The following is a 26,346-nucleotide window of genomic DNA, read 5'->3' as shown; positions in this document are numbered from 1 at the left end:
AACGGTCCATCCGGACAGAAGGCCGGCCGTCAGGCGACCGCCAGCATGACCTCGACGACGGCGTCGAGCACGGCATCCACCTGCGCTTCGCGATAGCCGCCTCGCTGCATGCGGAACGCGACAGACCGCACCTGCTCGATCGTCACCGACTCCCCCGTCTCGAGGTAGCGCGAGAGCTTGTCGGCGACGAGGTCGACCTCATCGATGCGATAGCCGTAGCGCAGCGTCGACACCCTGTCGAAACGTCTGCGGCGGGGACGCGAGAGCCTGTCGAGCACGGTCTGGGCGGTCTCCCGCGTGGAGCCCACCCAAGCGCGCGCACCGGCCTCGGACACCGCCGCCTCGCGCTCGCGCGCGGCGAAGGCGTCCTCGATGCGGCCGAGCGCGGCGTCCACCGAGGCGATGGCGTAGCCGTGGCGCACCAGCGGGAAGGCCGACTGCCGCACCTCGGCCGCGGTGAGCGGTTCGCCGCCCGCTTCGAAGGCGGTTCGCGCACGGGCGAGGAAGTCGTCGACCGCCTGCTTGTCGTAGCCCTTCTCACGGCCGCGTGTCTCGGGGAATGCGGCCGGGGTCGATGAAGCTGCGGTCGTCATGAAGCCACCAGGGGGGTGAAGAGGTAGTAGAGGGCGAGGGCTGCGGCCGTCGACGGCAGGATCGAGTCCAGGCGGTCCAGCACACCACCGTGGCCGGGCAGCCATGAGCTCATGTCCTTGATGCCGAGGTCGCGCTTGATCATCGATTCTCCCAGGTCGCCGATGATCGCCGTGCCGAGGATGACCACGCCGATGACGACGCCCATCCACCAGTCGAGGCCGAGCATGAAGATTCCCAGCAGCGCACCGGCGATGATCGCGGCCGCGACCGCACCGGCGAAGCCCTCCCAGGTCTTCTTCGGGCTGATCCGCGGAGCCATCGGATGCTTGCCGAACGACACGCCCGCCGCATAGGCGCCGGTGTCGGCGGCGACCACCACGGCGATGAAGGCGAGCACCCACCACTCGCCGCCGTCCTGCGCGAGCAGGACGACGCACAGGCTTCCGAGGAACGGGACGTACAGCTGGATGAAGGCGCCGATGAGCACGTCCGCCAGCACGGCCCCGTAGGTCCGGCCGTCGTGCGAGGCCATCTGCGCGACGAGCCGCCACACCACGACGAGGGCCACGGCGACGAAGACGACCACCCAGTGCAGCCAGAGCTCGAGGAAATACCCGGAGAGCACCACGACGCCGCCGGCGACCAGCTGGGGAACCAGGTCGACCCGGCGGCCGGAGGCGATCAGCGCGCGGGAGAACTCGAACACGCCGAGCAGCACCGCTGCCAGGGCGAAGGCGAGGAAGAGCTGCTTGACGAAGATCAGCGAGCCGACGAGAACGGCTCCCGCGGCGATGCCGATGAGGGTGGCGACGATCAGATCGCGCCCTGTCCGCGCCTTGATGCGCTCGTTCGCCTCTTCGAACTCGGCACGGGCATGAGCGACCTGGCTCTCGAACTCCGACCGTGCGGCCCGGAGGTGAGCCTGGATCACCGGTCCGGAATCGACCGGCCCTGCCGCGGCGACAGGCTCGCCGGCCGCGAGAAGCTCGTCGGCCGGCAGCGGCAGGACGGGCGCGGGCGGACGGGGCGGGATCACGGGGTCGGCGGGGCTCGGGGGGACGGCGTCGTCGGGCATGGGTGCGGGCGCCGCCTCGGTCGCCTTGCGTGCCTCTGCCGCCTCTCGGCGCGTCAGGGGGACCTCCGGAGGAGACGAATCGCCCCCTGGAGGTCCGCTCGATGCGTCGGTCATCGAGACCTCAGACCTCGAGCAGCTCTGCCTCTTTGCGCTTGAGCGCCTCGTCGATGGCATCGACGTGCGCGCGCGTGAGGGCGTCGAGTTCCTTCTCGGCACGGTTGAGCTCGTCTTCGCCGAACTCGCTCTTGAGGTCGTCGAGGTCGTCCTTCGACTTGCGGCGGATGCCGCGCAGGTGGACCTTGTGGTCCTCACCCTTCGACCGCACGAGCTTCACGTACTCCTTGCGTCGCTCCTCGGTGAGCTCGGGCATCGTCACGCGGACGAGGTTGCCGTCGTTCGTCGGGTTGACGCCGAGGTTGGGGATGTCGCGGATCGCCTGCTCGATCGCCTTCAGCGCGGACTTGTCGTACGGCGTGATGATGAGCGACCGCGCCTCGGGGTTGTTGATGGAGGCCAGCTGAGCGAGCGGAGTGGGGGTGCCGTAGTAGTCCACCAGCACCTTCTGGAAGAGCTGGGGGTTGGCCCGCCCGGTGCGAACCGTCGCGAAGTCATCCTTCGCCGCTTCGACGGCACGATCCATGCGTGCACCGGCATCGGCCAAGACGTCCGCGATCACTGTGTCTCCTTCATCGGGGTGAACCTGATCAGTCTACTCAGCGGCGGTCTTCACGCCGTGACCAGCGTGCCGATCGATTCGCCGAGGAGCGCCCTGGTCACGTTGCCGGCAGGCTCCATGCCGAACACGCGCATGTCCATCTTGTTGTCCATGCAGAGGCTGAACGCGGTCGAGTCGACGACCTTGAGCCCGCGCTGGAGGGCGTCGAGGTAGGTGATGCGGTCGATCTTCGTGGCCGAGGCATCCTTCTTCGGATCGGCCGTGTACACGCCGTCGACGCCGTTCTTGGCGACGAGGACCTCCTGCGCGTCGATCTCGAGCGCCCGCTGGGCGGCGACGGTGTCGGTCGAGAAGTAGGGAAGCCCGGCTCCCGCGCCGAAGATCACGACGCGTCCCTTCTCCATGTGACGCTCCGCGCGGCGAGGGATGTAGGGCTCGGCGACCTGGGTCATCGAGATCGCGGACTGCACGCGGGTCGCCGCTCCGGCCTGCTCGAGGAAGTCCTGCAGCGCGAGGGCGTTCATCACGGTGCCGAGCATGCCCATGTAGTCGGCACGACCGCGGTCCATGCCGCGCTGGCTGAGCTCCGCGCCGCGGAAGAAGTTGCCGCCGCCGACGACGACGGCGATCTCGACACGATCGACGGCCTCGGCGATCTCGCGCGCCATCTGGCTGACGACGTCGGGGTTGACGCCGAGCTGGCCGCCTCCGAACGCCTCACCCGACAGCTTCAGGAGGACGCGGCGGCGCCCGGTGTTCTCATTGATCACGACGATCCTCTCGTTGGGGACAAACTACCGAAGGGCATGAGAAAAGGCCCGCACCGGAGTCCGATGCGGGCCTTCTCGAGATGTTACGCGCCGACCTTGAAGCGGGCGAAGCCCGTGAGGGTCAGACCCGCGTCCTTGGCGACCTGCGCCACGGACAGCTTGTTGTCCTTCGCGTAGTCCTGGTCGAGCAGGGCGACCTGCTTGAAGAACGCGTTGACGCGGCCCTCGACGATCTTCGGCAGGGCGGCCTCGGGCTTGCCCTCGTTGCGGGAGATCTCGGTGACGATCTCGCGCTCCTTCTCGACGTCGGCCTCGGGCACCTCGTCACGCGAGAGGTACGACGGGTTCGCGAACGAGATGTGCTGGGCGAGGCTGCGCGCGGTCTCCGCGTCGTCGCCCGAGTACGCCAGCACGACGCCGACCTGCGGGGGCAGGTCCTTGCTGGTGCGGTGGAGGTAGATCTCGAACTTGTCGCCGGTGAGGGTGCTCACGCGACGGAGTTCGACCTTCTCGCCGATGATGGCGGCCTCGTCCGAGATGAGCTCGGCGACCGTCTGCGAGCCGGCGGGCGCCGCGAGGGCGACCTCGGCGGACTCGGCGCCGGCGGCGGCGGCCGCGTCGAGCACCTTGTCGGCCAGGGCGATGAAGCGCTCGTTCTTGGCGACGAAGTCGGTCTCGGTGTTCAGCTCGATGATGGTGACCTTGCCATCGAGCTCCTTGGCAGCGACGAGGCCCTCGCTCGTGGAGCGGTCGGCGCGCTTGGCGTTGCCCTTCGCGCCCTTGAGGCGCAGGATCTCGACGGCCTTCTCGAGGTCGCCGTCGGCCTCCTCGAGAGCCTTCTTGGTGTCGACCATGCCCGTGCCGAGCTGCTCGCGCAGCGCCTTGATGTCGGCGATCGTGAAGTTTGCCATGGGTGGCGGCTCCTTGATTGTGATGAGTGCTGGGGATGCCTCGGCGGGACCGGCGTGAGTGCGGGACTCAGTCCGATCCCGCCGGGGCGGAGTTCATGCGGCGGGGCCGATTACTTGTCGGCGGCCTCGGCGTCCGCGACCTCGGTCGCGGTCTCGTCGGCTGCGACGGCCTCCTCCTGCGCGGCGGCGCCTTCGGCGTCGGCAGCGGACTCGGTCGCGACCTCGGCGACCTCGGCGACCTCGGCGGCGTCGGTCGTCTCAGCGGCGTCGGTCGTCTCGGCGGCGCCCTGCTCGAGCAGCTCGCGCTCCCAGTCGGCGAGGGGCTCGGCGTCGGCCGACTCGTCGGTGGGCTGGTGACGCTGGATGAGGCCCTCGGCGGCGGCGTCGGCGATGATGCGCGTGAGCAGGCTCACCGAGCGGATCGCGTCGTCGTTGCCGGGGATCGGGTACTGGAACTCGTCCGGGTCGGCGTTCGTGTCGAGGATGCCGATGACCGGGATGCCGAGCTTCGTGGCCTCGTCGACCGCGAGGTGCTCGCGCTTGGCGTCGATGACCCAGATCGCCGACGGGGTCTTCTGCAGGTTGCGGATACCGCCGAGCGACTTGTGGAGCTTGTCGAGCTCGCGCTTCTTGATCAGCAGCTCCTTCTTGGTGAAGCCGCTCGCAGCCGGGTCGTCGAAGTTGAGCTCTTCGAGCTCCTTCATGCGCGCGAGGCGCTTCGAGACCGTCTGGAAGTTGGTGAGGAGGCCACCGAGCCAGCGCTGGTTGACGTAGGGCTGGCCGACGCGGGTCGCCTGCTCGGCGACGATCTCCTGGGCCTGCTTCTTGGTGCCGACGAAGAGGATGGTGCCGCCGTGCGCGACGGTCTCCTTGACGAAGTCGTACGCCTTGTCGATGTACGTCAGCGACTGCTGCAGGTCGATGATGTGGATGCCCGAGCGCTCCGTGAGGATGAAGCGCTTGACCTTCGGATTCCAGCGACGGGTCTGGTGTCCGAAGTGGACGCCGCTGTCGAGCAGCTGGCGGATGGTGACGACGGCCATGGCCGTTCTCCTGTTCCGGCGCTTTCGCGCCTCTTGCGGTTGTGTTCCTGCCGGCGGGTGCCGACGTGGCCTGGTGCCCGGCACACGCCCGCTCGCAGAAGCTCTGCAAGACCGTTGGGAGTGGATGCCGCGCCGCGCGATCATGGATCGCCGCAGCGCTCTGGGCACGCGGAGTCACCCCGACGAGCGGGGTGCGGGAACCAGTGTATCAGCAGCGCCTTCTCCCCCGGTCCGCCGTGGGCGGCGTCCCTCCACCGCTCCGCCGCACGCGGCTGCGCGCCCGGCCGGGTGAGCGACCGTGGGGAGATGTCAGGACAGCTGCATCGACACCCGCACGCGAGACGACTGGCCGCATGCGCCCTGATCGCCGCATTGGTGACGGGCTGTCCTGCGGGCGCATCCGCGTCAGCGCCCCTGCCGGCGTCGGCGCAAGCCGCGGACCTGTCGTCCGAGGGGTGGGTCTGGCCGCTCACCGCCTTCCGGCTCGAGCGGGCGTTCGTCGCACCGGCGCACCGCTATGCCGCGGGACACCGGGGAATCGACCTCGCGCCCGCCGACGCCGGGGCGCTGCGCGCGCCGGCGGCGGGTGTCGTCGCGTTCGCCGGGGCTGTCGCCGGCCGCGGCATCCTCACCATCGACCACAGCGACGGCCTCGTCACGACCCTCGAGCCGATCGAGACCGCTCTCTCGCCCGGCGACGTCGTCGCCGCCGGGGACGACATCGGCACGGTCGCGCTCGGCGGTCATGCCGCCGCGGGCAGCGTGCATTTCGGGGTGCGGCTCCACGGCGAGTACATCAATCCGCTGCTCCTCCTCGGAGGCGTGCCGCGGGCGGTGCTCCTCCCCTGCTGCTAGGCGCGCATCGACCGGTGGTCACGCACGCGGGTGCGCGAGCCGGTAGGTCGCCGTCAGACGCTCGCTCGAGACATGGGTATAGATCTGCGTCGTGCCGAGGCTCGCGTGGCCGAGGATCTCCTGCACCGCCCGCAGATCGGCGCCGCCGTCGAGCAGGTGGGTGGCGGCCGAGTGTCTGAGGGCGTGCGGACCGACGGCCGCCCCGAGCTCGGGACCGAGCACCCGCGAAACGACGTCGTAGACCGCGCGCGGGCCCAGTCGCGCGCCTCGCGCGCCGAGGAACATCGCGGATGGCGCGACGCGGTCCGACTCGCTGCGACGGGCGAGCAGGGCCGGCCGGCCGCGCACGAGATAGGCGTCCAGCGCCCGCGCGGCGGATCCGCCGAAGGGGACGGTGCGCTCTTTCGAGCCTTTGCCGAGCACCCGGGCGGTGCGCCGCTCGCGGTCGACGTCTCCGATGTCCAGACCGCAGAGCTCCGACACGCGGATCGCCGCGCCGTACAGGAGTTCGAGGATGGCGTGATCGCGCAGCGCGACGGGATCGCCTTCGGCCGCCGCGGACGCCGACGCGTCGAGGAGGCCGGACAGGGCGTCGGTCGTCGCGACCTTCGGCAGAGTCCTGCCGCGCTTGGGTGCGACGAGCCGAATGCCGGGATCGGCGTCGAGAAGCCCTTCCTCCACGGCCCACGCGAAGAAGCCGCGTGCGGAGGATGTGCGCCGGGCGATCGTCGACCGCGCATCGCCACGCCGCGTGGCCAGCCACAGCCACTCGCGAAGAACCTCGAGATCGACGTCGGCGAGCTCGGCATCGTCGCAAGCGGCGGCGAGGTCGGCGAGGTCGGCGCGGTACGCGCGCACGGTGGCGGGCGAGAGCCGTCGCACATCGGCGAGGTGCGCGGTGTATGTCGCTGCCGCCTGTTCGATCCTCACGCTTTCCAGTGTGGCGCCCCACCCTCGATCATCTCTGCCGACCCACCGGCGATCGGCCCCGGACCGCGATCACGACACGATCCGCCAGCCCTCCGGCGCGCGTACCACCGTTCCCTCGAGGTGGAGGAGGCCCAGGATCGCTTCGACGTCGTGCGGACTCATGCCGGCCCGGCGCGCGACGTCGCCGCTGTCCCGCCAGGCGCGCGAGCTCAGGGCATCGCGCACACGGGTCGTGTCATCGGTGCGCGCCCGGCCGTCGCCGGGCGGCGCTCCCGTGACGCCGGCGTCGTAGCCCATCAGCTCCCGCACGTCCGCGGCGCTCGTGATGCACTGCGCTCCGAATTCGCGCAGCAGGCGGTGCGTGCCGGCCGAGGCGGCAGACGTGATCGGACCCGGCACCGCTCCGACGGGGCGCGACAGGGCGGCGGCGTGGCCCGCGGTGTTGAGCGACCCGCTGCGCCAGCCGGCCTCGACGACCACCGTCACATCGGCCAGGGCCGCGATGAGCCTGTTGCGCTGGAGGAACCTCCACCGTGTGGGCGCGCCTCCGCAGGGCACCTCGCTCGCGACCACGCCCGTCGCCGCCGCGCGCTCGATGAGGTCGGTGTGCCCGGCGGGATAGGCACGGTCGACCCCGCCGGCCAGCAGTGCGGCGGTGACGCCGCCGATCGACATGGCGGCCCGGTGGGCGGCGCCGTCGATGCCGTACGCCCCACCCGAGACCACCGGGATGCCGCTGCCGGCCAGATCGGCGGACAGCTCGAGGGCGACGTGCTCTCCGTACGACGTGGATGCCCGAGCGCCGACGATCGCGACGGAAGGTCGCAGCGCCAGGCGCGACGCATCGCCGCGCACCCACAGGCAGATCGGGGCGTGGGCGCCGAGGTCGTCCACCTGGACGGGCCACTCCGCATCCGCGCGCGTCACCAGCACGGCGCCCGCCTTCGCGGCCCGGCGCAGCCCGTCGGCCACGGCGTCGACGGACAGTCGCGGCACCCACCGCTTGCGCGCCTCCGTCAGCTCACGCCCGCTGACCGCACGTGTGATGACCTCGCCCGCGACGACGCGGAGCGCGTGCGGTGCGCCACCCTCGGCGATGAGGCGGCCGGCCACCGCATCGCCGGGCTCCGCGAGGTGGCTCCAGATCACCGTCGCGTAGCGCTCCGCCACAGCGTGATCGTCCGCTGCCGGGTCGCCGAAGCGCCCGAGCACGCGCCGGGCAGTCGAGGGCGAGAGGTCGAGCGCCGTCATGAGGCGATTCCCTTCTTGAGGTAGAGCGCGCGCCCGATGTGGTCGACGCCGAGTTGCGGGCTGGCGTCGAGATCGGCAAGAGACCAAGCCACGCGCAGGACGCGGTCGTAGCCGCGCAGCGTCAGCGCTCCGCGGTGGAGCGCCGCGTCGAGCGGGCGGCGGATGACGGCGGCCGGCGCGTGGGGCCCCTCGCGCAGCCAGGGCCCCGAGACCTCGGCGTTCAAGCGCCAGGGCGTGCCCGCCAGCCGGACAGCGGCCCGCTCACGGGCCACGGACACCCGCTCGCGCGCTGCGGCGGTCGTGAGCACGCCGTGCGACTGGTCGCGCTGCGCGACCGAGACGCGGGCCAGTGTCAGTTCGATGTCGATGCGGTCGAGGAGGGGCCCGGACAGACGCCCCCGATACCGGCGGATCGCCGCGGGCGCGCACGTGCATTTCCCGCCCCTGATGCCGTAGTCGCCGCACGGGCACGGGTTGGTGGCGAGCACGAGCTGGAAGCGCGCGGGGAACGCAGCGCTCACGCTGGAGCGATGGATCGTGATCGAGCCGCTCTCGAGCGGCTGGCGCAGCGCGTCGAGGGCGTGAGTGGGAAACTCCCCTGCCTCGTCGAGGAACAGGATCCCCTCGCTCGCCCGCGCGATCGCGCCGGGCCGCACGGTCCGCGAACCGCCGCCGACGAGCGCCGCGACGCTCACGCTGTGATGCGGGGCCTCGAAAGGCGGCGTGCGCGACAGGTCCACGACCCGCGACCCGGAGAGGCTTCGGATCGAGGCGCTCGCGAGCGCCGCGCGGTCGTCGAGCTCGGGCAGGATGCCGGGCAGCCGACGCGCGAGCATCGTCTTTCCCGCACCGGGCGGACCGCACATCAGCAGATGGTGGCCGCCCGCCGCCGCGACCACGAGGGCGTCGACCGCCTCGCGCTGGCCCAGCACGTCGGCGAGGTCGGGGGCGTCGGGCAGGGGCGCATCCTCCTCGGGCAGATCGACGGGCTCGTCGGGCGGCACGATGACGTCGGCCCCGTGCCAGGCGACGACCTGAGCAAGGTTGACGGCGGCGACGACCTCGATGCCGTCGACCAGTTCCGCCTCGACGCGGTTCGCCCACGGCACCACCACGGTGCGGTGCCCGGCCCGCGCCGCGGCGACCACCGCCGGCAGCACCCCCGGGACCGGGCGGAGCCGGCCGTCGAGCCCCAGCTCGCCCAGATGCACCGCCGAGGCGACGGACGCGGGGTCCATTCCCGACTCCGTCGCGAGACACGCGATCGCGATCGCGAGGTCGAACCCCGACCCCTGCTTCGGCAGGCTCGCCGGCGAGAGGTTGACGGTGAGCCGCCGGCGCGGGAGCGGCACTCCGCTGTTGACGCACGCATTGTGCACCCGCTGCACCGCCTCGGCCAGCGCCTTGTCGGGAAGGCCGATGATCTTGAACTCGGGCGTCTGATTGGACAGGTCGGCCTCGACCTCGACGGGCTCGCCCTGCGCGCCGACCAGCGCGACGGCCCAGGTGCGCGCGACGCTCACGGCACCTCGACATCGACGAGGTGCTCGAGGCGGGCGGTGCGGGGGTCGGCGCCCGTCAGCCCGATGGCGTCGATCCGCAGCCGACGGCCCTGGACCGCGTCGTGGTGGGCCGCTATCCACTCCACCGCGAGCCGCCAGAGGCGCGCCCTCTTGCGCGCGTCGATCGCCTCGAACGGATGCCCGAACCCCTCGCCGCGTCGAGTCTTGACCTCGACGACGACGATGTGCGACTCCCCCGCCACGACGAGGTCGAGCTCGCCTGTGCGCGAGCGCCAGTTGCGCGCCAGCACGGCGTAGCCCTGCTCCTCGAAGTACCGAGCCGCCCGATCTTCTCCCGCGCGTCCGAGCGCGTCCTTCTCTGCCATGAGGCGATCGTCGCGTGCGGCGGCGCGACGGAAGACGCCGGCCGCGGCATCCGTTGACTGCTGCCGGTGGCACCCCTCCTGTGGAGAAGCCGATGCACCAGCGGCCGCGCGCTCAGCTGTCGAGCGAGAGCTCCTCGGGAAGGTGGAAGTCGCGGCGCTGCAGCTCCTCGACGTTGACGTCCTTGAAGGTCAGCACGCGCACGGCCTTCACGAACCGGTCGGCGCGGTAGATGTCCCACACCCAGACGTCGGACATCGAGATCTCGAAGTAGAAGTCGTGCTCGGTGTCGCGCCGCACGACGTTCACCTCGTTGGCGAGGTAGAACCGGCGTTCGGTCTCGATCACGTACTGGAACTGCGAGACGACGTCGCGGTACTCGCGGTAGAGGGCGAGCTCCAGCTCACGGTCGTAGTCCTCGAAGACTTCGTCATCCATGGTGAGTCCATCCTATGGGCGCGAGCGGATGCCGCGACCCGCGCCCGCCGCAGACCGACGCAGGACGCCGCGCGGACGTCAGAACAGCGTCGGCGCATCGGCGATCGACCACGATGCCCTATGGTGCGCGCTGATGCCGTGCGCGCGGATCGCCTCGCGATGATCGGGGCTCGCGTAGCCCTTGTTGCGGGCCCAGTTGTAGGCCGGGAGCTGGTCGTGGAGCTGCGTCATCAGCGCATCCCGCGCGACCTTCGCGATCACGGAGGCAGCCGCCGCCGACGCGCAGTCGCGGTCGGCCTTGATCACCGGCGTCACGCGCAGGCCGCTCGCCCCGGCCGGGGTGATGTAGTCGTAGTTGCCGTCGAGGATCACGATCGCGTCCTCGGGGACCACGCCGTGCGCACGCAGGTCGGCGAGGGCGCGGACGGAGGCCAGCCCGAGCGCGCGCATGATCCCGATCTCGTCGATCTCTGCCGAGCTCGCCCACCCGACGGCGCTCGCCGACACCCACGAGGCGGCACGGGCGGCGACATCGGCGCGCTTCGGCTCGGGCACGAGCTTCGAGTCGCGCAGACCCTGAGGGATGCGCTTGCGCGAGCGGGGTGCGTCGATCACCGCCGCGCCGACGGCTACCGGCCCCGCGAGGGCGCCGCGGCCGACCTCGTCGCACGCGATGACGAGCGCATGCTCCCGGAGGAGTCGTCGCTCCAGCGTCAGCCGCGGCTCGGCCACGGTCATGGCCCGGAGTCCTCCGCGGAGGGCTCGGGGACGCCGGCGAAATCGTCGTGGTGGAAGTCGAGCATGCCGAAGCGGTTGAGCGGCCACGTCACGAGGAACGCGCGGCCGACGACGTTCTCGAGCGGCACGAAGCCGTCGCCCGGTTGGTCCTGGTTGTATCGCGAGTCCTTCGACTGGTAGCGGTTGTCGCCGAGCACCCACAGGCTGTCGGCCGGCACGACGACATCGAACGGCACACTGGAGGCCGCGGACTCGCCGGTGGGCACGACGATGAAGTCGGTCTCGTCGATCGGGACGCCGTTGACGGTGATCTGCCCCAGGGTGTTGCAGCACACGACGTGGTCGCCGGGAAGCCCGATGATGCGCTTGACGAGGTGGTCATCGCTGTCGGGAGCCGAGAGCCCGACGAGCGCGAGGACCCACTCGACGGCTTCGACCACCGGCGGACGCGCCGGGTCGGTGTCGGGCGGCAGCCACCCGCCCGGATCCTGGAACACGACGATGTCGCCGTGGTCGTAGCCACCGAAGCGCGGAGTGATCTCGTCGACCAGGATGCGGTCGTCGATGTGCAGCGTCTCCTTCATCGATCCCGACGGGATGTAGAACGAGCGCACCAGGAAGGTCTTGACGAGGAACGACACCAGCACCGCGATGAGGATGATGACGACGACGTCGCGCAGGAAGGTCAGCCATCCGCGCCGACGGCGGTGGATCGACGCGTCACCGCCGGGGCCGGAAGCGGGAGCCGGCTCGGCGGGGGCCGTCTTCTCGGTCGTCATGCGGGATCCTTCACCGGCGCACCGCGGATCGGAGGGCCTCCCCACAAGGTTCCCACATTCCGGCGTGCGCGGCGTGCCGCGCGGCGGAGTTCGGCGGCCGTTTCCCAGCGAACCCGCGCGGGAACGACGAAGCCCCGGACCGAACGGTCCGGGGCTTCGGAAATGGGAGAACTCAGTTCTCGCGCTTCTCCTTGATCTTGGCCTTCTTGCCACGGAGGTTGCGCAGGTAGTAGAGCTTCGCGCGGCGGACGTCACCGCGGGTGACGACCTCGATGTGGTCGATCACGGGGCTGTGGACGGGGAACGTGCGCTCCACGCCGACCTGGAAGCTGATCTTGCGGACCGTGAACGTCTCGCGGACGCTGTCGCCCTGGCGGCCGATGACGACGCCCTGGAAGACCTGGATGCGCGAGCGGTTGCCTTCGGTGATGTTCACGTGCACCTTGACGGTGTCACCGGGAGCGAAGGCGGGGATGTCGGAGCGCAGCGATGCCGCGTCGACGGAGTCGAGGATCTGCATGATCGTTTCTCTCTGCGGCCGCCACAGGTCGACCGCGGGAAGGAATGGAAAGGATGTCGTGTGCCCGAGGCCACCGGCACGGAGCCGAACGGCGGATTCCCCTGAGGCAGAACCTGGTCAGGGCACAAAGATCCATTCTGCCATGGATGCCGCGCCCGGCCAAAACGCGTCAAGAGGCGGTCGGGCGCTGCTTCTCGCTGACGATGATGACGTCCTGCACGGCCGCCTCCGGACGCTCCTGCGCCGGCGGAATGTAGGCGACGCCCTCGACGGTGTGCATCACCATGCGCGACGGCTTCGCCTCGCGCCAGAGCTGCCACAGCTCGAGCCAGAACATCGCGACGCCGACGAGCACCGCCACGATCATCACGGGCGCCCACCACGCTTGGTTGAAGAACCCGAGCGAGAAGATCAGGACGTGCCACACGGAGAACCCGAGCACGTCCGACCACGAGACGGCCCGGTGGGCGCGCACGGTGCCGCGAGCGCGGACGAGGAGCGACAGGAGGAGCTGCCAGAGGAAGACGCCGGGGATCGCGAGGACGACCCAGAGGAACGCCCAGCCGCCCGCGCCGGAGATGATCCAGCCGACGAACAGCCACAGCGGCAGGACGAAGGCGGCGGGGATGAGCCACCCGAAGAATCCGCGTCGAAGCCACATGCTCTGAATGGTACGCCGGTCCCACGCCGCGCGGCACGCCTCGGCCTGCGCGCGGAGCATCCTCACAGCCCCGCGCGCCCGCGTCCGACAGAATGGACTCGACGAGAGGAAAACGATGATCGAGCTGCGCACCCCCGCCGAGATCGAGGCGATGAAGCCCGCAGGGCGATTCGTCGCCGAGACGCTGGCGACCCTGCGCGACGAGACGAAGGTCGGCACCAACCTTCTCGCGATCGATCGCCGGGCCCACGACCTCATCCGGCGAGCGGGCGCGGAATCGTGCTACATCGACTACCACCCGTCGTTCGGGGCGAGCCCGTTCGGCAAGGTCATCTGCACGTCGGTCAACGACGCCGTGCTGCACGGGCTGCCGTTCGACTACACCCTGCGCGACGGCGACCTGGTCTCGCTCGACTTCGCCGTGTCGGTCGACGGCTGGGTCGCCGACTCGGCCGTCTCGTTCGTCGTCGGCACCGCGCGCGATGAGGATGTCGCCCTCATCGACACCACCGAGCGGGCGCTGGATGCCGCGATCCGCGCCGCGACGGTCGAGAACCGCATCGGCGACATCTCGGCCGCGATCGCCGAGGTCGCCCACGGCGACGGGTACTCCATCAACACCGACTTCGGCGGCCACGGGGTCGGCCGCATCATGCACGGCGATCCGCATGTGCCCAACGACGGGAAGGCCGGTCGGGGCTACCCGCTCCGCGCCGGCCTCGTCGTGGCACTGGAGCCCTGGTTCCTCCAGACGACGGACGAGCTCGTGACCGACCCCGACGGCTGGACGCTTCGGTCGGTCGACGGCTCGCGTGGCGCTCACTCCGAGCACACAGTCGCGATCACTGCCGACGGCCCGATCGTTCTGACCGACCGCTCCTGGCTCGGCGTCGCCTGACCTCAGTCCGACCGAGCGAGCACGGCCGACGAGCGCCCGTCGAGGGCGAGCGTCCGGCCCAAGGACGTCACGTGCGCCCGGCCGGTGGTGAGCAGGACGCGTGACGACGGCTCGATGTCGAGGTCCGCGGCATCCGACGAGAAGTTCACCAGGATCTCGACCGACCCCCTCTGGAGGCGGAGCACGCGCGTCGACTCGTCGGCGGAGGCGCTCAGGCGATCGAAGCCCGGGTCTGTCAGGTCGGGCATCTCGCGACGCAGCCGGATGAGGCGGCGGTACAGCTCGAGAAGACGCGCGTGGGCACCGGCATCCTTCTCCTCCCACTTCAGCTTCGACCGTTCGAACGTCGCCGGATCCTGTGGGTCGGGGACGAGCGACTCGTCCCAGCCCATGCGGGCGAACTCGGCGCGGCGCCCGCGCGCGGTGGCCTCGCCCAGTTCCGCCTCGGGGTGCGATGTGAAGAACTGCCACGGCGTCGACGCTCCCCACTCCTCCCCCATGAAGAGCATGGGCGTGAAGGGGCTCAGCACTGTCAGCACGGCCGCGATCGCCAGGCTGTCCTCGTCGAGCGATTGCGACAGCCGGTCGCCGGCCGCCCGGTTGCCGATCTGGTCGTGATCCTGCGAGAACGTGACGAGTCGCCAGGTGGGAATCCGCGGGTCGATCGGATGCCCGTGCTCGCGGTCCCGGAACGACGACCAGGTGCCGTCGTGGAAGAAGCCGCGCGTGGCCGTCTTCGCCAGTGAGGCGAGAGGTGCGAAGTCCGCGTAGTAGCCGGCCGTCTCGCCGGTGAGGGCGACGTGGAGGGCGTGGTGGTAGTCATCGTTCCACTGCGCGGTCAGACCATGGCCACCCGCCTCGCGCGACGCGATGAGGGTCGCGTCGTTGAGATCCGACTCGGCGATGAGCGTCAGAGGCCGCCCGAGATGGGCACTGAGGGCGTCTGCCGCCTGCGCGAGCTCGCGCAGGATGTGCACAGCGCTCTCGTCACGCAGTGCATGGACGGCATCGAGTCTCAGGCCGTCGACGTGGAAGTCGCGCAGCCACATCATGGCGTTCTCGACGATGTAGCGGCGCACTTCCGCCTGGTCGAGGTCGACCGACGATCCCCAGGTGTTCGACTCGGCGTCGCGCAGGTACGGCCCGAACTCCGGCAGGTAGTTGCCGCTCGGGCCGAGGTGGTTGTACACCACGTCCTGGATGACGCCGATGCCGGCCTCGTGGCAGGTCTCGACGAACCGCTGGTAGGCGGCAGGGCCGCCGTACGCCTCGTGCACCGCGTACCAGAGCACCCCGTCGTAGCCCCAGTTGTGGACGCCGTTGAACGCGTTGACGGGCAGGAGCTCGACGAAGTCGACCCCGAGATCGACGAGGTGTGCGAGACGGCCGGCCGCGGCCTCCAGCGTGCCCTCGGGCGTGAAGGTGCCGACGTGCAGCTCGTAGACGATGCCGCCGGCCAGCTGTCTGCCCCGCCAGTCGTCGTCGCGCCACCGATGGGCACCCGCGTCGAAGACCGCGCTCAGCCCGTGGACGCCGGACGGCTGCCGGCGCGAGCGGGGGTCGGGGCGGGCATCCGCTCCCCCGTCGATGACGAAGCCGTACTCCTCCCCCTCGGCGAGGTCCACGTCGGCGCTCCACCAGCCGCCCTCGCCCGCCGACATCGGGACGTCGTCGTCGCGGGACGCTGCCCGCAGCGCGACGGTGCGCGCCCTCGGGGCCCAGACAGCCGGTCTCATGACGCCTCCTCGGGGATGAGCAGTGCGACCGGGTAGGTCTCGAGCAGAACGGCCAGCGCGACGTTGCCGGTGAACCGGCGGCCCGTGAACGCGTCGACCGTGGGTCCCGCGTGCCGCAGCAAGGTGGTCCCGCTCCATCGCCCCGCGGCGTCCTGGCCGCCACGCGCGAGGGCGACGGGAAGCCTCGTCGCGACGAAGAGCGCGCCGCCCCTGTCGGCCGCGATCGCGTGCGCGGCGGCGTCGCCGACGACCGTGGCCGGGGTGTAGCGGGTGAACAGATCGGGCCGGTCGCGACGCAGGCGGAGGGTGCGCGACGTGACCAGGAGCTTGGCGGCGCCGGTGCGATCCACAGGGGCCCGCTCACCGGCATCCAGCCGCGCGAGTATCGCCCGGCGCTCATCGAAGTCCACGGGACGCCGGTTGTCGGGATCCACGAGGCTCTGCTCCCACAGCTCGCTGCCCTGATACACGTCGGGAACGCCCGGCCCCGCCAGCTGGAGAAGCTTCGCCGAGAGGGCGTTCGACCAACCGGCTCCCTCGATCTCGGCGACGAAGGAGCCGACGATCTCGGCGACGCCGGGATCGTCGAACGCGGCGTCGACCGTCGCGTGCAGGCGGCGCTCGAAGGACGCATCCGGCGCGAGCCAGCCCGTCGCTTCGCCCGACTCGCGCGCGGCCTTCTCGGCGTAGGCGTGCAGCCGCTCCCGCGACGCCGGCCACGCGCCGATGATCGCCTGCCACAGCAGCGCGTCGAACGGGCCGTGACCCGTGGTGGCGGCATCCGTCAGCGATTCCAGCACTTCGGCCCAGCGTTCGGGGATCTCGGCGAGCACCGACAGGCGCGCCCGGACGTCCTCACCCCTCTTCGTGTCGTGGGTGCTGAGCGTCGTCATCGTGCTCGGCCACGTCGCCAGCCGGCGCGCCTGAGCTTCGTGGAACTCATCGACCGAGAGCGCGAACTCGTCGGGGTCGGCGCCCACCTCGGTGAGCGTGCCCAGCCGGGTCGCGCGGTAGAACGCGGTGTCTTCGACGCCTTTGGCCATGACCATGCCGCTCGTCTGCGAGAACCGGATGGCCGCCGGATGCCGGGGGTCGCGGAGCGCGGGGAGAAGGGCATCGATCGCCGGGGCCAGGTCGGGCCGCGCGGCGCGCGCCGCAGCCGCCCCGTGCTCGAGGTGCTCCACTCCTGCAGGAAGGTACGAGCGGTAGACCGGGAAACGGGCGAGCAGCTCCACCAGCGCGTCCTCGCTCGCCGGGTCGCCGTCGACCCCGAGCTCGCGCGCGAGCCGGCGCACCTCGGAGCGGAGGATCCCCTCGCCGATCGTGCGCTTGGTCGCGGCGATGAGGTCCTGCCACGGGATCGCGGCGGGCACACCCGTCCGCTCGCGAAGACGCGCATCGAGCGCGTCGAGCGCGCTCTCGCCGGCGGGGTCGATCAGCACGCGGTCGACCTCGGCGAGTGCGTCGTAGCCGGTCGTGCCGTCGGCGTCGAAGAACTGGGGCAGGCGTTCGCCGGGCTCGAGGATCTTCTCGACCAGCACGAAGGCGGAGTCGGTGAGCTGCGCCAGCGACTCCAGGTACCCGACCGGGTCGCGCAAGCCGTCGGGATGGTCCACGCGTAGACCGTCGACGAGGCCTTCGGCGAACCAGCGGGCGATCTCGGCGTGCGAACGCTCGAAGACCGCAGGATCCTCCACGCGGACAGCCGCGAGGCTCGACACCCCGAAGAAGCGACGGTAGTTCAGGTCGTACGCCTCGCGGCGCCAGTCCACCAGCTCGTAGTGCTGGCGGTCGTGGACCGCGAGCACGTCTCCCGCATCGGTGGAGCCGGCGGCGAGGGGAAATCGCCGGTCGTGATAGCGAAGCTCGCCGCCCTCGATCCGCAGTGAACCTGCCGACGCGGCGTCGGCGATGTCCTCGCCCAGGACGGGGACGCGCACCCGGCCGTCGCCGAAGTCCCAGTCGATGTCGAACGACGCCGCGTGCTCCGACTCCCGGCCGCGCGCGAGCACATCCCACCACCAGGCGTTCTCGTGCGGGACACCCACGCCGACGTGGTTGGGCACGATGTCGACGAGAACGCCCATGCCGGCGTCGTGGAACGCCGCGGCGGCGCGAGCGAGGGCATCCGGTCCGCCGCGCGCGGGATCGACCGACGTCGGATCCACGACGTCGTATCCGTGGTCGGAGCCTGTCGAAGCCGTCAGCAGCGGCGACAGGTACGCCCAGTCGGCTCCGAGGGCGTCGAGGTAGTCCGCGAGCGCGGCGGCGTCGTCGAGGGTGAACGCCGGACGGATCTGCAGGCGATACGTGGTGCGGGGACGACGGGAACGAGGCATCCGCTCCACCTCTCTCAGCGCCCGAGCTCGACTTTGGGGGCCGCGCCCGGGACCTCGTCGATCCCCGGCACCGAGCGCACCGCGAGCGAGGCGGCGACCGAGTGATCGACCTCGGGCTCGGGCACCTCGTGCTCGCGCAGCACCATGAGCGATCGGCCCGGGAGCGCGAGGGTCGATCCGGGATCGACCGGCGCGGTGTTCGCGTGCTCCCCCGCGGTGTCGACGATGACGTCCCACTTCGGGCTGAACTCGACTTCGGGGATCATGAAGTCGACCACGTCGTCACCGGCGTTGAAGAGCACGATGAAGTGGGCGTCGGAGATCTGCTCGCCCCGGCGGTCGCGCTCTCGGATGCCGTCGCCGTTGAGGAACACCGCGATCGCCTTGCCGAAGCCCGAATCCCAGTCCTCGGGCTGCATCTGGCTGCCGTCAGGGCGCGCCCACACGATGTCGGGGAGGGGCGCCCCCTCCTCGCGGCGGATCGGCCGCCCGTTGAAGAACCGGCGACGGCGGAACGTGGGATGCTCGCGCCGCAGCCGCGCGAGGGCAGCCGTGAACTCGACCAGCGGCTGGTCGACCTTCGACCAGTCCACCCACGTGATCTCGTTGTCCTGCGCGTAGCCGTTGTTGTTGCCGCCCTGCGTGCGGCCGAGCTCATCGCCGTGGAGAAGCATCGGCACGCCCTGCGACAGCATGAGCGTCGCGATGAAGTTGCGCTGCTGCCGCGCCCGCAGCCCGAGGATGGCCGGGTCGTCCGTCGGGCCCTCGGCCCCGCTGTTCCACGACCGGTTGTCGTCCGCGCCGTCGCGGTTCTCCTCGCCGTTGGCGTCGTTGTGCTTGTCGTTGTACGACACGAGATCGCGCAGGGTGAACCCGTCGTGCGCCGTGACGAAGTTGATGGACGCGACGGGCCGGCGGCCCGAGTGCTCGTAGAGGTCGGCGGAGCCGGTCAGCCGGGAGGCGAACTCGCCGAGGGTGGCGGGCTCGCCGCGCCACAGGTCGCGCACGGTGTCGCGGTACTTGCCGTTCCACTCCGTCCACTGCGGGGGGAAGTTCCCGACCTGGTAGCCGCCGGGACCGACGTCCCACGGCTCGGCGATGAGCTTCACCTGCGACACGACAGGATCCTGCTGGACGAGCTCGAAGAAGGTCGCGAGCTTGTCGACCTCGTAGAACTCGCGCGCGAGCGTGGAGGCCAGATCGAACCGGAAGCCGTCGACGTGCATCTCGAGCACCCAGTAGCGCAGCGAGTCCATGATGAGCTGCAGCGTGTGGGGATTGCCGACGTTCAGGCTGTTCCCCGTGCCCGTGTAGTCGGTGTAGTAGCGCTTGTCATCGTCCTCGAGCCGGTAGTACGCCTCATTGTCGATGCCGCGCATCGAGAGGGTCGGCCCCAGGTGGTTGCCCTCGGCGGTGTGGTTGTAGACCACGTCGAGGATGACCTCGATGCCGGCGGCGTGCAGCGCCTTCACCATGCCCTTGAACTCCTGCACCTGCTCGCCGCGCTGGCCGCTGGAGGAGTAGGTGTTCTGCGGGGCGAAGAACGCGATGGTGTTGTAGCCCCAGTAGTTGGACAGCCCCTTCTCCTCGAGGACGGAGTCGTTGACGAACTGGTGCACGGGCATGAGCTCGATCGCGGTGACCCCGAGCTTCTGCAGGTGCTCGATGATCGCCGGGTGCGCGATCGCGCTGTAGCTGCCGCGGATCTCGTCGGGCACCGCGGGGTGGAGCTTGGTGAGGCCGCGGACGTGCGCCTCGTAGACGAACGACTCGGAGTACGGGGTCTTCGGCTGACGGTCGCCCGCCCAGTCGAAGTACGGGTTCACGACGATTCCCATCATCTGATGGGGCGCCGAGTCGGCGTCGTTGCGCGAGTCGGGGTCGCCGAAGTCGTAGCCGAAGACCTCCTGACCCCACCGCACCTGCCCTTCGACGGCCTTCGCGTACGGATCGAGCAGGAGCTTGTTCGGGTTGAACCGGCGCCCGCTCGTCGGATCGAACTCGCCGTGCACCCGGTAGCCGTAGCGCTGACCCGGCTGCACCGCCGGCAGGTATCCGTGGTGGACGAAGGCGTCCACGTCGACGAGGGGCACCGTCGTCTCAGCGCCGTCGTCGTCGAACAGGCACAGCTCCACACGCTCCGCTCCTTCGCTGAACAGCGCGAAGTTCGTGCCGCTGCCGTCGAACGTCGCTCCCAGCGGGTACGGGGAACCGGGCCAGATCTGCATAGGACCTCCAAGTCGGGTTCTTCACGATAGTGGCCGCGAGAGATTCGCCTCCGGGGGTGGCGGAAGGGGACGCGCTGGGTTAAGCGTCCGGGGATCTCACATCCCGCCGCGGGCGCGTGTGAGGGAAACGTTCGCTCGGGGTAACCGCCCGCACGCCCGGGGCGAAACACCGCGCTCCTAGCGTGACGGACACCGAGGAACCGTGACCCGGCAGGAGGCGCCATGACCGAGGAATCACCCCGCGCGGCGGACGGCGGTGACGCCGAGGCCGTCAAGAGCCGGAAACATGACGCTGACTCCCCCGCAACATCGCACGCGTACCGTGACGCCATGAGCCAGGCCCGCCCCACCCCCACGCACGTCGTGGTCGTCGGCGCGGGCATGGTGGCGCACCGCTTCGTCGAGAGCCTGCTCAGCCGCGCGGACGAGACGTGGCGCGTCACGCTCATCGGCGAGGAGGGACGCCACCCCTACGACCGCGTGGGGCTCACCGGCTTCTTCGGCGGGTCGACGCCCGAGGACCTCACCCTGGAGCGCTCGGTGCTCGACGACACCCGTGTGAGATTCGTCGGCGGCGACGGGGTCGCCCGCATCGACCGCGCGGCACGCCGGGTCACCACGCGCAGCGGGCTCAGCGTGGCATACGACAGGCTCGTGCTCGCCACCGGCTCCTACGCCGCCCGCCTGTCGGTCGACGGCTTCGGATTGGAGGGATGCTTCGTCTACCGCACCCTCGACGACGTCGAGCGGCTGCGAGCATTCGTCGAACGGCGCACGCGCGAGCTCGGCCGCCCGCTGACCGGCACCGTCATCGGCGGCGGACTGCTGGGCCTCGAGGCCGCCGGCGCGCTGCAGGGGCTCGACGTCTCGTGCACGGTCGTCCAGTCCTCCGACCGGCTCATGTCGGCACAGCTCGACCTCGCGGGCGGCAACGCCCTCCGACGGCTCATCGAGTCCCGGGGCATCCGGGTGCGTACCGACACCAGCACCACGCGCCTCGACCCCGACCGCAGCGGCCAGGTCACGGGCCTCGAGTTCCGCGACGGCAGCTACGAGCGCACCGACGTCGTCGTCTTCACCGTCGGCGTGCGCCCCCGCGACGAACTCGCACGGGGCGCCGACCTCGGCGTGCACGAGCGCGGCGGCGTGCTCATCGACGCCGGATGCGAGACGACCGATCCGCGCATCCTCGCGATCGGCGAGGTCGCCAACTTCGACGGGATGTGCGTCGGGCTCGTCGCCCCCGGCTACGCGATGGCGGAGGTCGCCGCCACGCGGCTGCTCGGCGGCGAGGCGTCCTTCCCCGGTTACGACCTGTCGACGAAGCTCAAGCTGACGGGGGTCGACGTCGCGAGCTTCGGCGACGCGTTCGCCGAGACCCCGGGCGCGCTCGACGTCGTCTACGTCGACCCGGTGGCCGGCGTGTACAAGAAGCTGGTGCTGTCGGACGACGCCAAGACCCTCCTGGGCGGCATCCTCGTCGGCGATGCGTCGGCGTACGGGTCGCTGCGCCCCCTCGTGGGCGGAGCGCTCGGCGGCGATCCCGCGGCCTACCTCATGCCCGAGGGCGGCGCGGCCGCCCCGACGGGCGACCTCCCGGACGCGGCGCTCGTGTGCTCGTGCAACAGCGTGACGGCGGGCGCGATCCGCCAAGCGGTCCACGAGGACGGCTGCACCGACGTCACGGCGATCAAGTCCTGCACCAAGGCCGGCGCGGCGTGCGGCTCGTGCGTGATGATGGTCAAGAAGATCGTCGGCACCGAGCTGGCAAAGTCGGGCGCCGCGCTCAGCAACGCGCTGTGCGAGCACTTCGACATGTCGCGCCGTCAGCTCTTCGACGCCGTGCGCGTCTCCGGACTGACCACGTTCAGCGCGGTGATCGAGCGGTTCGGCCACGGACGCGGCTGCGACATCTGCAAGCCGGCGCTCGCGAGCATCCTCTCCACACTCGTGGGCGCCCACGTCCTCGACGGCGAGAACGCCACGCTGCAGGACACCAACGATCACGTCATGGCGAACCTCCAGAAGGACGGCAGCTACTCGGTCGTGCCGCGCATCCCGGGCGGCGAGGTCACGCCCGAAGGTCTCGTCGTGATCGGCGAGGTCGCCCGCGACTTCGGCCTGTACACGAAGATCACCGGCGGCCAGCGGATCGACCTCTTCGGGGCACGGCTCGAGCAGCTCCCCGACATCTGGCGACGCCTCGTCGACGCCGGTTTCGAATCCGGCCACGCCTACGGGAAGTCGCTGCGCACGGTGAAGTCGTGCGTGGGGTCGACCTGGTGCCGCTATGGCGTGCAGGACTCGGTGGGGATGGCCGTGCAGCTCGAGCTCCGGTACCGCGGACTGCGCTCCCCGCACAAGATCAAGCTCGGCGTCTCGGGCTGCGCGCGCGAGTGCGCCGAGGCGCGCGGCAAAGACGTGGGCGTGATCGCGACCGAGACCGGCTGGAACATGTACGTCGGCGGCAACGGCGGCTTCACGCCGCGGCACGCGGTGCTCCTCGCCGAGAGCCTGAGCGACGACGAGCTCCTCACGGCGATCGACCGGTTCCTGATGTACTACATCTTCACCGCCGACCGCCTGCAGCGGACCGCGCCGTGGTTCGAAGACCTCGAAGGCGGGGTCGACGGCCTGCGCGCCGTCATCTTCGACGACAGCCTCGGCATCTGCGACGACCTCGACGCGGCGATGGCCACCCACATCGGCTCGTACGAGGACGAGTGGAAGGCCACCCTCGACGACCCCGAGAAACTGCGCCGGTTCGCGTCGTTCGTCAACGCGCCCACGACCCCCGACCCGTCGCTCGCCTACACCGCCGAGCGTGGGCAGGGGCGACCCGCCACCGAGGCCGAACGCGAGAGCGGCGGCGTCCTCATCGCCGGAACGATCCTGGAGGTGCGCCGATGACGCTCGTCGACCCGCAGACCGCAGTGACGGATGCCCCGGAGGGGTGGGTGCGCGTGTGCGCGCTCTCGGACCTCGAGGTCGAGCGCGGCCGCGCCGCGCTCCTCGGCGGCACCCAGCTGGCGCTCTTCCTGCTCCACAGCGGGCGCGTCCACGCCGTCTCGAACTTCGATCCCTACAGCCGGGCGAACGTCATCTCGCGCGGCATCGTCGGTACGAGACAGGATGCCCCGACCGTGGCCTCTCCGATGTACAAGCAGGTCTTCGACCTCCGCACCGGCGCCTGCCTCGACACCCGGGGCAAGGAGCCGGCGGCGCTGCACGTGTGGCCGGTGTCTGTCACAGACGGCCAGGTGCTCGTACGGTGGGAGGCTCGGTCATGACCGGGCGCGTGGACCTCGTGGGCGGCGGGCCCGGTCCGATCGACCTGATGACGGTGCGCGCCTGGCGCCTGCTGGCGCAGGCCGACGTCGTGGTGATGGACAGGCTCGGGCCCACCGACATCCGCCCGCACGTGGCGCCCCGCGCCGAGATCATCGACGTCGGCAAGCTCCCGGGCCACCATCCGGTCCCGCAGGACGAGATCAACGAGATCCTGGTGGACCGGGCGCGCGCCGGGAAACGGGTGGTGCGACTGAAGGGTGGCGACCCGTTCGTCTTCGGGCGTGGCGGAGAAGAGGTGGTCGCCTGCGTGGCGGCCGGCGTCCCGGTCGCGGTCGTTCCGGGCGTGACGAGCGCCGTCGCCGTGCCGGAGGCCGCGGGGATCCCGGTCACGCACCGGGGCGTCGCGTCCGCGTTCCACATCGTCAACGGCCAGTCCGAGATCACCCCCGCCACGATCGCCGCCCTCGCCGACGACAGCGTCACCACCGTGATCCTCATGGGTGTCGGCGCCCTCCCCCGCCTCGTCGCCGACGCGCTGCGCGCCGGCGTCCCGTCCGAGCGCCCCGTCGCGATCGTCGAGCGCGGCCACCACGCCGATCAGCGGACCACGCGCAGCACCCTCGGAGCGATCGTGCTCGACGCAGGACGGATCGGCGTCCGCAACCCCGCCGTCATCGTGGTCGGGGATGTGGCGCGCGCCGGCATGCTCGTGCCCGACCTGCTCACCGCACGCTCCGGAATCGACACCCCCGCACCGTGAGCTCCACGCCCCGCCCCGCTCTGTCCGCCGCCCTCGACGGCTGCACGATCGTGATCGCCGTCGACCGGCGCTCACTCGAGCTCGCCGCCGCGCTGGAGCGTCACGGGGCGAGCGTCCGGCATGCGCCGGCGCTCACGATCGTCCCCCACATCGACGACGACGCACTGGTCGCCGCCACGCGGGAGCTGATCGCCAGTCCGCCCGAGATCGTCGTCGCGACGACCGGCGTCGGGTTCCGCGGCTGGATGGAGGCCGCTGACGAGGCGGGCCTGCTCGACGATCTCCACGCCGCGCTCGCCGCCGCGCAGATCGTGGCCCGCGGCCCGAAGGCGCGCGGGGCGATCCAGCAGGCGGGACTCACCGCCGACTGGGTGGCCGAATCCGAGACGTCGGCCGAGCTCGGCGAGTACCTCCTCGCGGAGGGCGTCGCCGGTCGCCGCATCGCCGTGCAGCACCACGGGTCGGGCGCCGACGGCCTCGACGAGCTCTTCGAGGGCGCCGGGGCGGAGGTCGTCAGTCTCACGGTCTACCGCTGGGGTCCGCCGCCGGATGCGGCGGCCGTGTGCCGCTCGGTCGCCTCGACCGCGCAGGGCGAGGTCGACGGGGTGCTGTTCACGTCCGCTCCCGGCGCGGCCGAATGGCTGGCCGCGGCCGCTCGCGAGGGCGTGCTCGACGACATCGTCGACCTCGCCGCAGGAGGCCGCGTCCTGATGGCGGCGGTCGGCCCGATCACGGCCGGCCCCCTGTTGGAAGTCGGCATCACGCCGCTCGTCGCCGAGCGTGGCCGCCTGGGCTCCCTCGTCCGGGCTGTCGTGACGCACTTCGGCGGCGGGCACGCCGCCTCGCTGCAGACGAGTGCCGGCCGGCTCGAGCTGCGCAGCACCGGAGCGGTGCTCGACGGCGCCCACGTGCCGCTGTCGCGCACCGGCACCGACATCCTCGCGGCGCTGTTCGATGCGGGAGGCGGGGTGGTCTCGCGGCAGCGGCTGCAGGGCGCGCTCCCGCGGTCCGGCGAGAACACGCACGCCGTCGAGATGGCCGTCGCGCGCGTGCGTGAGGCGCTTCCGGCGCCCGACCTCATCAAGACGGTCGTCAAGCGCGGCTACCGCCTCAACGTGCTCGACCCCGCCGAAGCGTCGGCCTGAGCCTAGGCGAGCAGGTCGGGCCGGTTCGCGCGGGTGCGCTCGAGGCTCTGCTCGCGCCGCCACGCGGCGATCGCCCCGTGATTGCCGCTGAGCAGCACCGGGGGCACCTCGTGCCCGCGCCACACGGCGGGCTTGGTGTAGCTGGGGTACTCCAGGAGCCCGTCCTCGTGCGACTCCTCGACGAGGCTCTCGGGATTGCCGACGACCCCGGGCACCAGGCGCGACACCGCTTCGACGACCGCCATCGCGGCCACCTCGCCGCCGTTGAGCACATAGTCGCCGAGGCTGATCAGCCGCACACGGCCGCGCTGCGCGTAATGGTCGACGACCCGCTGGTCGATCCCCTCGTAGCGGCCGCAGGCGAAGACGAGGTGCTTCTCCTCAGCCAGCTCGCGCGCCATCGCCTGGGTGAACTGCTCCCCCGCCGGCGACGGCACCAGCAGCACCGCCTCGTCCGTCAGGAGACCATCGAGCGCTTCGCCCCACGGCTCGGGCTTCATCACCATTCCGGCACCCCCGCCGTACGGGGTGTCGTCGACGGTGCGGTGGCGGTCGTGGGTCCAGTCGCGCAGATCGTGCACGTTCATGTCGAGGATGCCGCGGTCGCGGGCCTTGCCGATCAGCGAGACGTCGAGCACGTCGAAGAACGCCGGGAAGATCGTGACGATGTCGACGCGCATGGGTTCGAGTCTAGGCATCCGCTCATGTTTCCGACGTGTGACGGGGTCCTAACCGCGCCGGCCGCGGGCCCGTGACGGAACCTTGACGGAGAAGTAACCGCAGCGGTCGCAGGGCGGAAACACCCCCTTCATACGGTGAAGG

General features: G+C 71.0%; 25 protein-coding genes. 6 read left to right on the top strand and 19 right to left on the bottom strand.

The window, feature by feature from the left end; genetic code table 11:
* Positions 1-29: 29 nt before the first annotated feature.
* The 6 genes from OB08_RS07060 to rpsB form a co-directional block, all read right to left on the bottom strand.
* The gene (locus OB08_RS07060; RefSeq protein ID WP_461473543.1) at positions 30-593 is read right to left on the bottom strand and encodes a DivIVA domain-containing protein; all 564 of its coding nucleotides are present in this window, start codon (positions 591-593) and stop codon (positions 30-32) included.
* A complete protein-coding gene (locus tag OB08_RS07055) occupies positions 590-1,669 on the bottom strand; it encodes a phosphatidate cytidylyltransferase (protein WP_461473541.1) in 1,080 nt (359 codons plus the stop codon). The genes OB08_RS07060 and OB08_RS07055 overlap by 4 nt, the downstream gene beginning before the upstream one ends.
* A gap of 121 nt (positions 1,670-1,790) precedes the next feature.
* Complete coding sequence (gene frr, locus OB08_RS07050) at positions 1,791-2,345, bottom strand: ribosome recycling factor (protein ID WP_461473539.1); 555 nt, start codon at positions 2,343-2,345, stop codon at positions 1,791-1,793.
* Between the two features lie 50 nt (positions 2,346-2,395).
* A complete protein-coding gene (pyrH, locus tag OB08_RS07045) occupies positions 2,396-3,115 on the bottom strand; it encodes a UMP kinase (RefSeq protein WP_374314800.1) in 720 nt (239 codons plus the stop codon).
* A gap of 83 nt (positions 3,116-3,198) precedes the next feature.
* A complete protein-coding gene (tsf, locus tag OB08_RS07040) occupies positions 3,199-4,026 on the bottom strand; it encodes a translation elongation factor Ts (RefSeq protein WP_461473536.1) in 828 nt (275 codons plus the stop codon).
* A gap of 110 nt (positions 4,027-4,136) precedes the next feature.
* Positions 4,137-5,069 (bottom strand): 30S ribosomal protein S2, encoded by a 933-nt coding sequence (gene rpsB, locus OB08_RS07035; RefSeq protein WP_461473534.1) that lies wholly within the window; start codon positions 5,067-5,069, stop codon positions 4,137-4,139.
* Positions 5,070-5,375: 306 nt separating this feature from the next.
* Between rpsB and OB08_RS07030 the strand changes: the two genes are divergently transcribed.
* Entirely contained in the window at positions 5,376-5,924 is a 549-nt protein-coding gene (locus OB08_RS07030) for a peptidoglycan DD-metalloendopeptidase family protein (protein WP_461473532.1), read from the top strand.
* 18 nt (positions 5,925-5,942) lie between these two features.
* Here OB08_RS07030 and OB08_RS07025 read toward each other — a convergent pair whose 3' ends face one another.
* The 9 genes from OB08_RS07025 to OB08_RS06985 form a co-directional block, all read right to left on the bottom strand.
* Positions 5,943-6,854, bottom strand: coding sequence for a tyrosine recombinase XerC (locus tag OB08_RS07025; RefSeq protein WP_461473530.1), 912 nt, complete (start codon positions 6,852-6,854; stop codon positions 5,943-5,945).
* Between the two features lie 69 nt (positions 6,855-6,923).
* A complete protein-coding gene (gene dprA / locus OB08_RS07020) occupies positions 6,924-8,105 on the bottom strand; it encodes a DNA-processing protein DprA (RefSeq protein ID WP_461473528.1) in 1,182 nt (393 codons plus the stop codon).
* Positions 8,102-9,628: a YifB family Mg chelatase-like AAA ATPase gene (locus tag OB08_RS07015; RefSeq protein WP_461473526.1), complete on the bottom strand. Its 1,527-nt coding sequence runs from the start codon at positions 9,626-9,628 to the stop codon at positions 8,102-8,104. The genes dprA and OB08_RS07015 overlap by 4 nt, the downstream gene beginning before the upstream one ends.
* Complete coding sequence (locus tag OB08_RS07010; protein WP_461473524.1) at positions 9,625-9,993, bottom strand: YraN family protein; 369 nt, start codon at positions 9,991-9,993, stop codon at positions 9,625-9,627. The genes OB08_RS07015 and OB08_RS07010 overlap by 4 nt, the downstream gene beginning before the upstream one ends.
* Positions 9,994-10,105: 112 nt before the next feature.
* Complete coding sequence (locus OB08_RS07005; RefSeq protein ID WP_461473522.1) at positions 10,106-10,429, bottom strand: DUF2469 family protein; 324 nt, start codon at positions 10,427-10,429, stop codon at positions 10,106-10,108.
* Positions 10,430-10,507: 78 nt separating this feature from the next.
* Positions 10,508-11,167, bottom strand: coding sequence for a ribonuclease HII (locus OB08_RS07000; protein WP_461473520.1), 660 nt, complete (start codon positions 11,165-11,167; stop codon positions 10,508-10,510).
* On the bottom strand, positions 11,164-11,946 hold the full coding sequence (gene lepB / locus OB08_RS06995) for a signal peptidase I (protein WP_461473518.1): 783 nt from the start codon (positions 11,944-11,946) through the stop codon (positions 11,164-11,166). Before lepB ends, OB08_RS07000 begins: the two co-directional genes overlap by 4 nt.
* A gap of 172 nt (positions 11,947-12,118) precedes the next feature.
* Positions 12,119-12,466, bottom strand: coding sequence for a 50S ribosomal protein L19 (gene rplS, locus OB08_RS06990; RefSeq protein WP_461473516.1), 348 nt, complete (start codon positions 12,464-12,466; stop codon positions 12,119-12,121).
* A gap of 169 nt (positions 12,467-12,635) precedes the next feature.
* A complete protein-coding gene (locus OB08_RS06985) occupies positions 12,636-13,127 on the bottom strand; it encodes an MFS transporter permease (RefSeq protein ID WP_461473514.1) in 492 nt (163 codons plus the stop codon).
* A 115-nt stretch (positions 13,128-13,242) separates the two neighbouring features.
* On the opposite strand from OB08_RS06985, the gene map reads away from it, so the two are divergent.
* Entirely contained in the window at positions 13,243-14,025 is a 783-nt protein-coding gene (map, locus tag OB08_RS06980; protein ID WP_461473512.1) for a type I methionyl aminopeptidase, read from the top strand.
* A 2-nt stretch (positions 14,026-14,027) separates the two neighbouring features.
* Here map and treZ read toward each other — a convergent pair whose 3' ends face one another.
* From treZ to glgX, 3 genes are read right to left on the bottom strand one after another with little or no spacing between them, the layout of a single operon-like run.
* Positions 14,028-15,761, bottom strand: coding sequence for a malto-oligosyltrehalose trehalohydrolase (treZ, locus tag OB08_RS06975; protein ID WP_461473510.1), 1,734 nt, complete (start codon positions 15,759-15,761; stop codon positions 14,028-14,030).
* Complete coding sequence (gene treY / locus OB08_RS06970; RefSeq protein WP_461473508.1) at positions 15,758-18,100, bottom strand: malto-oligosyltrehalose synthase; 2,343 nt, start codon at positions 18,098-18,100, stop codon at positions 15,758-15,760. Before treY ends, treZ begins: the two co-directional genes overlap by 4 nt.
* A 14-nt stretch (positions 18,101-18,114) precedes the next feature.
* A complete protein-coding gene (glgX, locus tag OB08_RS06965) occupies positions 18,115-20,328 on the bottom strand; it encodes a glycogen debranching protein GlgX (protein WP_461473506.1) in 2,214 nt (737 codons plus the stop codon).
* A 330-nt stretch (positions 20,329-20,658) separates the two neighbouring features.
* Here glgX and nirB point away from each other — a divergent pair, with 330 nt between their 5' ends.
* Genes nirB through OB08_RS06945 form a run of 4 tightly spaced genes read left to right on the top strand, consistent with a single transcriptional unit; the run spans position 20,659 to position 25,524 of the window.
* Positions 20,659-23,238: a nitrite reductase large subunit NirB gene (gene nirB, locus OB08_RS06960; RefSeq protein ID WP_461473504.1), complete on the top strand. Its 2,580-nt coding sequence runs from the start codon at positions 20,659-20,661 to the stop codon at positions 23,236-23,238.
* The gene (gene nirD, locus OB08_RS06955; RefSeq protein WP_461473502.1) at positions 23,235-23,618 is read left to right on the top strand and encodes a nitrite reductase small subunit NirD; all 384 of its coding nucleotides are present in this window, start codon (positions 23,235-23,237) and stop codon (positions 23,616-23,618) included. The genes nirB and nirD overlap by 4 nt, the downstream gene beginning before the upstream one ends.
* Positions 23,615-24,379, top strand: a complete 765-nt coding sequence (gene cobA / locus OB08_RS06950; protein ID WP_461473500.1) for a uroporphyrinogen-III C-methyltransferase — start codon at positions 23,615-23,617, stop codon at positions 24,377-24,379. The genes nirD and cobA overlap by 4 nt, the downstream gene beginning before the upstream one ends.
* Complete coding sequence (locus OB08_RS06945; protein WP_461473498.1) at positions 24,376-25,524, top strand: uroporphyrinogen-III synthase; 1,149 nt, start codon at positions 24,376-24,378, stop codon at positions 25,522-25,524. Before cobA ends, OB08_RS06945 begins: the two co-directional genes overlap by 4 nt.
* 2 nt (positions 25,525-25,526) lie before the next feature.
* On the opposite strand, the gene trmD is transcribed toward OB08_RS06945, so the two are convergent.
* Positions 25,527-26,204 (bottom strand): tRNA (guanosine(37)-N1)-methyltransferase TrmD, encoded by a 678-nt coding sequence (gene trmD / locus OB08_RS06940; RefSeq protein WP_461473496.1) that lies wholly within the window; start codon positions 26,202-26,204, stop codon positions 25,527-25,529.
* Positions 26,205-26,346: the final 142 nt, after the last annotated feature.

The sequence above is a fragment of the Microbacterium sp. HJ5 genome (assembly GCF_054824025.1).
The sequence above is the reverse complement of the archived record's forward strand: the minus strand, read 5'-3'. Positions and strand labels throughout refer to the sequence as shown.

What these genes read in the sequence shown, in the direction of transcription:
- OB08_RS07005 (WP_461473522.1), bottom strand. Translation starts at nt 10,429, where the DNA reads ATGGATGACGAAGTCTTCGAGGACTACGACCGTGAGCTGGAGCTCGCC.
- OB08_RS07055 (WP_461473541.1), bottom strand. Translation starts at nt 1,669, where the DNA reads ATGCCCGACGACGCCGTCCCCCCGAGCCCCGCCGACCCCGTGATCCCG.
- nirB (WP_461473504.1), top strand. Translation starts at nt 20,659, where the DNA reads ATGAGCCAGGCCCGCCCCACCCCCACGCACGTCGTGGTCGTCGGCGCG.
- dprA (WP_461473528.1), bottom strand. Translation starts at nt 8,105, where the DNA reads ATGACGGCGCTCGACCTCTCGCCCTCGACTGCCCGGCGCGTGCTCGGG.
- treZ (WP_461473510.1), bottom strand. Translation starts at nt 15,761, where the DNA reads ATGAGACCGGCTGTCTGGGCCCCGAGGGCGCGCACCGTCGCGCTGCGG.
- OB08_RS07030 (WP_461473532.1), top strand. Translation starts at nt 5,376, where the DNA reads ATGTCAGGACAGCTGCATCGACACCCGCACGCGAGACGACTGGCCGCA.
- OB08_RS07000 (WP_461473520.1), bottom strand. Translation starts at nt 11,167, where the DNA reads ATGACCGTGGCCGAGCCGCGGCTGACGCTGGAGCGACGACTCCTCCGG.
- rplS (WP_461473516.1), bottom strand. Translation starts at nt 12,466, where the DNA reads ATGCAGATCCTCGACTCCGTCGACGCGGCATCGCTGCGCTCCGACATC.
- nirD (WP_461473502.1), top strand. Translation starts at nt 23,235, where the DNA reads ATGACGCTCGTCGACCCGCAGACCGCAGTGACGGATGCCCCGGAGGGG.
- lepB (WP_461473518.1), bottom strand. Translation starts at nt 11,946, where the DNA reads ATGACGACCGAGAAGACGGCCCCCGCCGAGCCGGCTCCCGCTTCCGGC.
- map (WP_461473512.1), top strand. Translation starts at nt 13,243, where the DNA reads ATGATCGAGCTGCGCACCCCCGCCGAGATCGAGGCGATGAAGCCCGCA.
- rpsB (WP_461473534.1), bottom strand. Translation starts at nt 5,069, where the DNA reads ATGGCCGTCGTCACCATCCGCCAGCTGCTCGACAGCGGCGTCCACTTC.
- OB08_RS06985 (WP_461473514.1), bottom strand. Translation starts at nt 13,127, where the DNA reads ATGTGGCTTCGACGCGGATTCTTCGGGTGGCTCATCCCCGCCGCCTTC.
- OB08_RS07060 (WP_461473543.1), bottom strand. Translation starts at nt 593, where the DNA reads ATGACGACCGCAGCTTCATCGACCCCGGCCGCATTCCCCGAGACACGC.
- glgX (WP_461473506.1), bottom strand. Translation starts at nt 20,328, where the DNA reads ATGCAGATCTGGCCCGGTTCCCCGTACCCGCTGGGAGCGACGTTCGAC.
- treY (WP_461473508.1), bottom strand. Translation starts at nt 18,100, where the DNA reads ATGCCTCGTTCCCGTCGTCCCCGCACCACGTATCGCCTGCAGATCCGT.
- trmD (WP_461473496.1), bottom strand. Translation starts at nt 26,204, where the DNA reads ATGCGCGTCGACATCGTCACGATCTTCCCGGCGTTCTTCGACGTGCTC.
- cobA (WP_461473500.1), top strand. Translation starts at nt 23,615, where the DNA reads ATGACCGGGCGCGTGGACCTCGTGGGCGGCGGGCCCGGTCCGATCGAC.
- tsf (WP_461473536.1), bottom strand. Translation starts at nt 4,026, where the DNA reads ATGGCAAACTTCACGATCGCCGACATCAAGGCGCTGCGCGAGCAGCTC.
- OB08_RS07010 (WP_461473524.1), bottom strand. Translation starts at nt 9,993, where the DNA reads ATGGCAGAGAAGGACGCGCTCGGACGCGCGGGAGAAGATCGGGCGGCT.